The sequence below is a fragment of the Streptomyces sp. NPDC058371 genome, from assembly GCF_042723265.1.
Taxonomy (GTDB): domain Bacteria; phylum Actinomycetota; class Actinomycetes; order Streptomycetales; family Streptomycetaceae; genus Streptomyces.
The window spans coordinates 210,052-218,440 of record NZ_JBHXJC010000012.1 but is presented as its reverse complement, the minus strand read 5'-3'; the positions used below and the strand labels follow the sequence as shown (position 1 = coordinate 218,440).

Annotated in this window: 9 protein-coding genes; 4 read left to right on the top strand and 5 right to left on the bottom strand. The window is 69.9% G+C overall.

Annotation, left to right across the window (positions count from 1 at the left end):
• Positions 1-154: 154 nt before the first annotated feature.
• Positions 155-460 carry a hypothetical protein gene (locus ACFWM2_RS29790; protein WP_383286352.1) on the bottom strand — a complete coding sequence of 102 codons (306 nt, stop codon included), beginning with the start codon at positions 458-460 and terminating at the stop codon, positions 155-157.
• Between the two features lie 121 nt (positions 461-581).
• Between ACFWM2_RS29790 and ACFWM2_RS29785 the strand changes: the two genes are divergently transcribed.
• Complete coding sequence (locus tag ACFWM2_RS29785; RefSeq protein WP_383286351.1) at positions 582-1,775, top strand: pyridoxal phosphate-dependent aminotransferase; 1,194 nt, start codon at positions 582-584, stop codon at positions 1,773-1,775.
• 76 nt (positions 1,776-1,851) lie between these two features.
• Here ACFWM2_RS29785 and ACFWM2_RS29780 read toward each other — a convergent pair whose 3' ends face one another.
• Both ACFWM2_RS29780 and ACFWM2_RS29775 read right to left on the bottom strand, forming a co-directional pair.
• Positions 1,852-2,097 (bottom strand): hypothetical protein, encoded by a 246-nt coding sequence (locus ACFWM2_RS29780; protein WP_383286349.1) that lies wholly within the window; start codon positions 2,095-2,097, stop codon positions 1,852-1,854.
• 101 nt (positions 2,098-2,198) lie between these two features.
• A complete protein-coding gene (locus ACFWM2_RS29775) occupies positions 2,199-2,684 on the bottom strand; it encodes a prevent-host-death family protein (RefSeq protein ID WP_383286347.1) in 486 nt (161 codons plus the stop codon).
• A 271-nt stretch (positions 2,685-2,955) separates the two neighbouring features.
• Between ACFWM2_RS29775 and ACFWM2_RS29770 the strand changes: the two genes are divergently transcribed.
• Positions 2,956-4,161: a hypothetical protein gene (locus tag ACFWM2_RS29770; RefSeq protein WP_383286345.1), complete on the top strand. Its 1,206-nt coding sequence runs from the start codon at positions 2,956-2,958 to the stop codon at positions 4,159-4,161.
• Between the two features lie 15 nt (positions 4,162-4,176).
• Here the strand turns inward: ACFWM2_RS29770 and ACFWM2_RS29765 are convergent, their stop codons facing one another.
• Positions 4,177-4,707, bottom strand: coding sequence for a YbjN domain-containing protein (locus ACFWM2_RS29765; protein WP_383286343.1), 531 nt, complete (start codon positions 4,705-4,707; stop codon positions 4,177-4,179).
• Positions 4,708-4,832: 125 nt separating this feature from the next.
• On the opposite strand from ACFWM2_RS29765, the gene ACFWM2_RS29760 reads away from it, so the two are divergent.
• Complete coding sequence (locus ACFWM2_RS29760) at positions 4,833-4,994, top strand: hypothetical protein (RefSeq protein ID WP_383286341.1); 162 nt, start codon at positions 4,833-4,835, stop codon at positions 4,992-4,994.
• Positions 4,995-5,025: 31 nt separating this feature from the next.
• On the opposite strand, the gene clpB is transcribed toward ACFWM2_RS29760, so the two are convergent.
• Positions 5,026-7,623: an ATP-dependent chaperone ClpB gene (clpB, locus tag ACFWM2_RS29755; protein WP_383286339.1), complete on the bottom strand. Its 2,598-nt coding sequence runs from the start codon at positions 7,621-7,623 to the stop codon at positions 5,026-5,028.
• 127 nt (positions 7,624-7,750) lie between these two features.
• On the opposite strand from clpB, the gene ACFWM2_RS29750 reads away from it, so the two are divergent.
• The gene (locus ACFWM2_RS29750) at positions 7,751-8,164 is read left to right on the top strand and encodes a pyridoxamine 5'-phosphate oxidase family protein (protein WP_383286337.1); all 414 of its coding nucleotides are present in this window, start codon (positions 7,751-7,753) and stop codon (positions 8,162-8,164) included.
• Positions 8,165-8,389 lie beyond the last annotated feature (225 nt).

Sequence of the window (8,389 nt, the reverse complement as noted above, 5' to 3'; positions counted from 1 at the left end):
TGCGGGAGGTAGGGGTGGACGGCAGGAAGCCGTGGCAGATGAAAAGAGGGGCGAGGCCGGGGAGCGGGGAACTTCGCCTCGGTCGGGCCCTCCGGGCGCCCACTTCGGTGTGGTGCGGATGCGCTTCCCCCTGAGGGAGCTCAGCTGCCCCGTGTCAGCTGCCTCCCCCGCATCCGCCCCCACCGCCGCACGACGACCCGCCGCCGCAGGACGAGCCGCCGCCGCATGAGGAACCTCCCCCGCACGAGTGGCCGGAGTGACCGCCGGAGGACGAGCTCGAACAGGACGCGACCGCCCCGCCCCCGCCGGCCCACCAGCTGCTGTTGTCGCTTCCCGAGCGGCGTGAGCGCGCGCCGTTGCCCCCCGACCGCAACGCGGCCTTCTTGTCACTGCGGCTCGCGGCCATGACGACCGCGACCAGGACGATGAAGACAACCGCCAGGATGATGCCCACGATCATGGCGCCACCCTCCTTTCACTTCCCCCGAAGCGGCCCCCCGTGGGCCCTCGCGTGGGAGGGGGATGCCCTCGCGTCTCACCCGCCAAAGCAGAGTTGAGGAACTCCAGAGCTTCGGCGCAGGATGGCGGCCATGACCTCCAGCGCACGCCGCCCCTTCCTCAACCGCCGGCTGGCCGAGTTCGGCACGACGATCTTCGCGGAGATGTCGGCCCTCGCCCTCAGCACCGGATCGATCAACCTCGGCCAGGGTTTCCCCGACACCGACGGCCCCGAGGAGATCCGCGAGGCCGCGGTGCGGGCGCTCAGGGACGGCCGGGGGAACCAGTACCCACCGGGCCCCGGCGTGCCCGAGCTGCGTACGGCGATCGCCGCCCACCAGGAGCGGCGCTACGGCCTGTCGTACAACCCCGACACCGAGGTCCTCGTCACGGCGGGTGCGACCGAGGCGATCGCCGCGGCCCTGCTGGCGCTGCTGGAGCCGGGCGACGAGGTGATCGCGTTCGAGCCGTACTACGACTCGTACGCGGCGTGCATCGCGATGGCGGGCGGGACGCGCGTGCCGGTGACGCTGCGCCCGCACGAGGGAGCGTTCCGGCTGGACCTCGACGAACTGCGGGACGCGGTCACCGACAACACCCGGCTGCTGCTGATCAACACCCCGCACAACCCGACCGGGACGGTCCTGACCCGCGAGGAGCTCTTCGAGATCGCGAAGCTCGCCGTCGAGCGGGATCTGCTGGTGATCACCGACGAGGTGTACGAGCACCTCGTCTTCGACGACGCAGAGCACCTGCCGCTGGCGTCGTTCCCGGGCATGCGCGGGCGCACGGTCAGCATCGGGAGCGCCGGCAAGACGTTCTCGTTCACCGGCTGGAAGGTCGGCTGGGTGACGGCCGCGCCCGATCTGGTCGCCGCCGTACGGTCGGCGAAGCAGTTCCTGACGTATGTGTCGTCAGGGCCGTTCCAGTACGCCGTCGCCGAGGCGCTCGCGTTGCCGGACTCGTACTTCGAGGCCTTCCGGGCGGACATGCGGGCCAAGCGCGACCTGCTGGCCACCGGGCTCACGGAGGCGGGCTTCGAGGTCTTCCGGCCCGCGGGCACGTACTTCATCACCACCGACATCCGGCCGCTCGGCGAGTCGGACGGTTTCGCCTTCTGCCGCTCGCTGCCCGAGCGGGCCGGAGTGGTCGCCATCCCGAACGCGGTCTTCTACGACCACCGGGAGGCCGGCGCCCCCTTCGTGCGGTTCGCGTTCTGCAAGCAGACGGGTGTGTTGGAAGAGGCGGTGACTCGCCTCAAGCGGTCGGTCGTCTGACGGGGCCCAGAAGAAGGTCCGCCTGGTTGCGGGATGGGGACCTGATCCAGGGCCAGGTCCCCAAACGTCCCGCAGCTCACTCGGTGTCTTTTGGATGTCGTGGAGAGGCGTAGACGAGGATCACGGTGGAAGTCTCCACACTGACCAGATAGCGCACTCGACCACCGCTGGTGACCTCGTACTCCCACTGCTCCAGGTCGGATCCCTTCCACACTTTGGTGGCGTGCCTGCCGCGCAACTGATGCTGGCGATTCCAGTTGGACCGGGTCAGGGGGTCACTTCGGAGGGCGTCCAGGCAGCGATGCGCGCTCGACAGGGCCACGCGACACAGTTCCTCCCAGCCCGTCACGGCCTCTGTGGTCCCGAAGACGACGTTCCACCCGCTGAGAGGCGGAACGCTGACTCGGTCCCCTTTCTTCGGGCTCACCCACGCACCTCGACCTGACCGAGGTCATCACCATCGAGCGGACGCAGCGATTCCCTGAGCTGTTCGGGATCGGCATTGATGCGAGCCGTGGCGCGCCACGAGACGATCGCGCGGTGCACAGCCTCTCCCACCCCTAGTTCGGCGGCATCCGACAGTGCTTCAAGAAGCTCGACAGTGAAGGCCCGAACCTCTTCCGCGTCCAGGTGTCGCGCCCAAGGGAACACCTCGGGCAGTGCGAGGAGGAGCGCCCTGGCACCGTCGTCCTGCTTCATCAGTGCGAGGAAAAGCCGCGAGGCGGTGGTCAGGTTCTCCTCCGCACCCTCCGCGCGTGCAGCCGTGGTCAGCACCATGTCCGGCGCGTCCCGATGTGTGACCCGAAGCCGCCCCAGCGCAGCAGCCCTGGCCGCGACTCCTTTGGGGTTGCGAGAGAGATCGGTGAAGGAGACGGATTCCGTTTCTGCTTCCAGACGCACGGTAGACATAATCAGAGCGTACTCAGATCACGATCTGATTTCAAGGGGGCTGTCCGGTCTTCGATGCGCGCACCTTGACTTCCTGCAAGCAGACGGGGGTCCTGGAAGAGGCTGCCAAGCGACTGAAGGCGGCCTTCTAGAGGCGGCGCCGACGGGCGAGACGGCGGCTTCTAGCACCCCGCCCGCCCGGGTCGCGGACGGCGCGCCGGACCGGTGAAATCCACACCCGCACGGCCGCGTAAAGCTCGCAAACAGCCCGTAAGGGACGCACAGTTCCGGTGTGACCCACGCGAGTACCATTCCCGCCCCCGCCACCGTGGCCCCCGGTGCCGGGGGCCACGGCCGCCCGGTCCCCGCCGCGCGGCGCCTGCCCACGACGGCGGCCACCGCGCTCGGACTGTTCGCCGCCGCCCGCCTCGCCGGCGTCCTGACGCTCGCCGCGACCGCCTGGGCGCAGGGCAAGCACCCCCTCGCCCTGCTCGGCCGGTCCTGGGACTCGTTGTGGTACCTGGGCATCGCGGCGCACGGCTACGGGCGGACGCTGCACTTCCGGCCGACCGTCGTCCACAGCGACCTGGCCTTCTTCCCGCTCTACCCGGCGCTCATCCGGGCCGTCACCACGCTGACCCCGCTCAGCGGCGGCGCGGCGGGCCTGCTGGTGTCCTGGACCGCGGCCGCGATCGCCGCGTACGGGATCTATCTGATCGGAGTCCGGCTGCACGGCCGTGCGGTCGCCACCGCCCTCGTGCTGCTCTGGGGCCTGCTCCCGCACTCGGTCGTGCTGTCGATGGCGTACACGGAGCCGGTGCTCACGGCCCTCGCCGCCTGGTCGCTGTACGCGGTGCTCACCGGCCGGTGGGTCTGGGCGGGAACGCTCGCGGCGCTCGCCGGGCTGGCCCGGCCGAACGGGTTCGCCGTCGCGGCCGCGGTCGTGGTGGCCGCCGCGTACGAGATCGGGAAGGCGCGCGGCCGGGGAGTTTCCCACAGGCTGTGGACGGGCGCCGCGCTCGCGCCGCTCGGCTGGGGCGGCTACGTCCTGTGGGTCGGCCACCGCGAGGGCGATCCACTCGGCGGCTATTTCACCGTGCAGCGGCTGTGGGGCTCCCGCTTCGACTTCGGCCAGGGCTCACTGCGCTTCATCCAGCACGTGCTGATGCACGGCAGCCGCTTCGTCTTCCCCATGACGATGGTGCTCGTGGCGGCGGGCGTCCTGCTGTTCGCGCTGCTCGTCGCGGACCGCGCCCCGCTGCCCCTCGTCGTGTACAGCGGCGTCCTGCTGCTGATCGCGCTCGGCGGCTCCGGCTTCTTCGAGTGCAAGCCGCGCTTCCTGCTGCCCGCGTTCCCGATGCTGCTGCCGCTGGCGGGCGCGCTGGTGCGAACGGCCAGAGCCCGGCCTTGGCACGCGACCCTGGTGGTCGGCGCCCTGGCCGGGCTCTCGTTCGCCTACGGGGCGTATCTGGTGGTCATCGCCCATACGCCCCTGTGAGCGGTGGCCGGAGGACTACTCCTCGTCGTCCTCGGGCTTCTCCGCCTCGTTGACTTCCTGCTCCAGGCCGAGCTGCTCGACGAGCCACTTGTCGAACTCGATGGCGGCCCGCACCCAGCTGACCGTCGACGACACGAAGTGCTCAAGACTGACGCCGGTGCCGATCAGCATCTGCGCCTCGCCGATGAGGCGGACGGTGCCGTCGTCGTGCGTGTGGCTGTAGACCTTCGGCCACAGCGTGCGACGGTTCCAGTCGTCGATGGACTCCAGCAGCGCGGACTTCTCGTCGATCTGGTGCGGCCGGTCGTAGAACGTCCGGACGGAGAAGACCTGCTGGTCACCCTCACCGCGGAACATGAAGTACGTACGGAACTGCTCCCACGGCGCGACGAGGTCTCCCTCTTCGTCGACGAGGTGCTTGAGCTCCATCTGGTCGAGGAGCTGCTTCACGAGGTCCTGATCCGGGACGACGGGGCCCGCCGGTCCGCCGGGCTGCGGCTCGGGCTGGCCCCCGAAATTCGGAATCGAGGACGGGTCGATGCTCACCGTGTATTTCCCTTCGTACGGATCCTGCCATCCTCCCCCATGCGGGGCGGGGGGTGGCAACCCCTGACGGATCTGTCCGCCAGGGGCTGACCCGATCCGGTCACCAGGGCTGACATGATCGGGTCATGCGCATGCGGAGGGGAACGCGGTGGCTCCTGTGGGGGCTCTGGGTGGTGTGCCTGGTGATCGCGGTCTGGTTCGTGGTGGCGGTGATCCTGCTGATCGTCGACGACTCGCCGCTCAACCAGCTGCAGAACCTCGGCCCCCTCACCCGCAGAACCGGCTGAACCCGGACACGGCGAGGGGGCCGCACACCGCTTACAGCGTCTTGCCGTTGGCCGCGCCCACGATCAGGCCGTCGCCGAAGGCGTCGACGCGGACCGTGTCGCCGTCCTTGACCTCGCCCGCCAGGATCTCCTTCGCGAGCTGGTCGCCGATCGCCGTCTGGATGAGGCGGCGCAGCGGCCGCGCGCCGTAGGCCGGGTCGTTGCCCTCGTCGGCCAGCCAGGCCAGCGCCGCGTCGGAGACCTCCAGGGTGAGCCGGCGGTCGGCGAGCCGCTTGGCGAGCCGGTCGATCTGGAGCCTGGCGATGCGCTCCAGCTCCGTCTTGTTCAGCGCGGAGAAGACCACCAGGTCGTCGAGCCGGTTGAGGAACTCCGGCTTGAAGGAGGCCCGTACGACCTCCAGCACCTGTTCCTTCTTCTCCTGCTCGCTGGTGAGCGGCTCGACCAGGAACTGGCTGCCCAGGTTGGACGTGAGCACCAGGATGGTGTTGCGGAAGTCGACCGTCCGACCCTGACCGTCCGTCAGCCGCCCGTCGTCCAGCACCTGCAGCAGGACGTCGAAGACCTCCGGGTGCGCCTTCTCCACCTCATCCAGCAGCACGACGCTGTACGGGCGCCGGCGCACGGCCTCCGTCAGCTGACCGCCCTCCTCGTACCCGACATAGCCGGGCGGGGCGCCCACCAGCCGGGCGACGCTGTGCTTCTCGCCGTACTCGCTCATGTCGATGCGGACCATGGCGCGCTCGTCGTCGAAGAGGAAGTCCGCCAGCGCCTTGGCCAGTTCGGTCTTGCCGACGCCGGTCGGGCCGAGGAAGAGGAAGGATCCGGTGGGCCGGTCCGGGTCGGCGATACCGGCCCGGGTGCGCCGTACGGCGTCGGACACCGCCTGCACGGCCTCGCTCTGGCCGATGAGCCGGCGGCCCAACTCCTCCTCCATGCGCAGCAGTTTCTGCGTCTCGCCCTCCAGGAGCCGGCCGGCCGGGATGCCCGTCCAGGAGCCGACCACATCGGCGATGTCGTCGGGTCCGACCTCCTCCTTGACCATGGTGTCGCCGGCGACCTCCTCCTCGGCGGCGGAGGCCTCCTCCAAGTCCCGTTCCAGGGTGGGGATCTCGCCGTACAGCAGCTTGGACGCGGTGTCGAAGTCGCCGTCGCGCTGGGCGCGTTCGGCCTGGCCGCGCAGCTCGTCGAGCTTCTCCTTCAGCTCACCGACGCGGTTGAGGGACTGCTTCTCCTTCTCCCAGCGGGCGGTGAGGCCGCGCAGCTCCTCCTCGCGGTCGGCGAGGTCGCGGCGCAGCTTCTCCAGCCGCTCCCTGCTGGCCGGGTCGGTCTCCTTGCCGATCGCCAGCTCCTCCATCTTCAACCGGTCGACGGCGCGCTGGAGTTCGTCGATCTCGACGGGCGAGGAGTCGATCTCCATGCGCAGCCGGGACGCGGCCTCGTCTACGAGGTCGATGGCCTTGTCGGGCAGGAAGCGGGAGGTGATGTACCGGTCGGAGAGGGTCGCGGCGGCCACCAGGGCGTTGTCCGCGATCACCACCTTGTGGTGGGCCTCGTAGCGCCCCTTGAGCCCGCGCAGGATCGCGATGGTGTCCTCGACCGTGGGCTCGGCGACCAGCACCTGCTGGAAGCGCCGCTCCAGGGCGGGGTCCTTCTCGATCCGCTCGCGGTACTCGTCGAGGGTGGTGGCGCCCACCATGCGCAGCTCACCGCGCGCGAGCATCGGCTTCAGCATGTTGCCGGCGTCCATCGCGGAGTCACCACCGGCGCCCGCGCCCACCACCGTGTGCAGCTCGTCGATGAACGTGATGATCTGCCCGTCGGAGGCCTTGATCTCGGCGAGCACGGTCTTGAGCCGCTCCTCGAACTCGCCGCGGTACTTCGCACCGGCGACCATCGCTCCGAGGTCGAGCGCGACCAGCCGCTTGTTCTTCAGGGACTCGGGCACATCGCCCTTGACGATCCGCTGGGCGAGGCCTTCGACGACGGCGGTCTTGCCGACGCCCGGCTCGCCGATGAGGACCGGGTTGTTCTTGGTGCGGCGGCTCAGCACCTGCACGACCCGCCGGATCTCCTGGTCCCGGCCGATGACGGGATCGAGCTTGCCCTCCCGGGCGGCGTCGGTGAAATCCGTACCGAACTTTTCGAGTGCCTTGTACTGGCCCTCGGGATCCGGGGTCGTCACCCGGCGCCCTCCCCTGGTCTTCTGGAACGCCTCAAGAAGCTTCTTCGCACTGGCACCCTGCGAGGAGAGTACGTCCCCGGCCTGACCGCCCTTCGCGGCGATGCCCATGAGCAGGTGCTCGGTGGAGAGGTACTCGTCGCCGAGCTCCTTCGCGCGCTCGGTGGCGTCGGCGATGACCGCGAGCAGTTCACGGCTGGGCTGCGGCGGCGCCACGGTGGATCCGGTCACGCTGGGCAGCGCGGCCAGCACCCGCTCCGTACCCGCGCGTACGGCCGCCTGGTCGGCGTCGACCGCGGCCAGCAGGTCGGTGATGTTCTCGTTCTCCTGGCCCGCCAGCAGAGCGAGCAGCAGGTGGGCGGGGGTGAGGTCCGGGTGGCCCTCGGACACGGCCCTGCTGCTTGCCGCGTTGATCGCGTCCCGGCTCCGGTTGGTCAGCTCGGCGTCCACGTTCCCTGTCTCCTCCTTGCGTCAGCCGTCGTCAGCCTGACTCGGTCAACCTGCACAAAGTTGAGTCTATTCCACTCAAGGTACTGGGCGGGAGGTCCGCGTGGCCAGAAGTGGTTAAGTTCCCGCCATGGCCGCATACCCCGTGGATCCGCGCGATCCCGACGCCGCGTACCTCAGCTTCTGGCGTGAACACCACCTGTGCACCCTGAGCACCCTCCGCCCCGACGGCAGCCCGCACGTGGTGCCCGTCGGGGTGACATACGCGCCGGAGGAGGGTCTGGCTCGGGTGATCGCCAACAAGGCGAGCGCGAAGGTGGCCCACATCCTGGCGGCGGGGTCCGCCGGCGCCCGGGTCGCGGTCTGTCAGGTCGACCGGCGTCGCTGGGCGACCCTGGAGGGGCTCGCCGTGGTCGTCACGGACCCGGAGCGGGTCGCGGAGGCGGAGCGGCGGTACGCGGAGCGGTACGGGCGCGCACCCTCGCCGAATCCCGCACGCGTCGCGATCGAGATCGAACTGACCTCGGCGATGGGGCGAGGGTGATTTCCGGCCCTCGTGACAGCGGCTGACGTCCGGGGTCCCGAACAGCGATCGATTCCGGCCCCGTCACCCGGGACGACCAGCCACCATGACATCGGTCGATATCTGGATCTTTCACCCATAACGACAGCGGGGTCCCCGCGTTTCCGTTCCGGTGGCGCCCCTTCGGGGGGAAATACCCGCGTGACCTCCCACCACAGGGGGAGCGCGTCCAGCACCGCGGGGGGT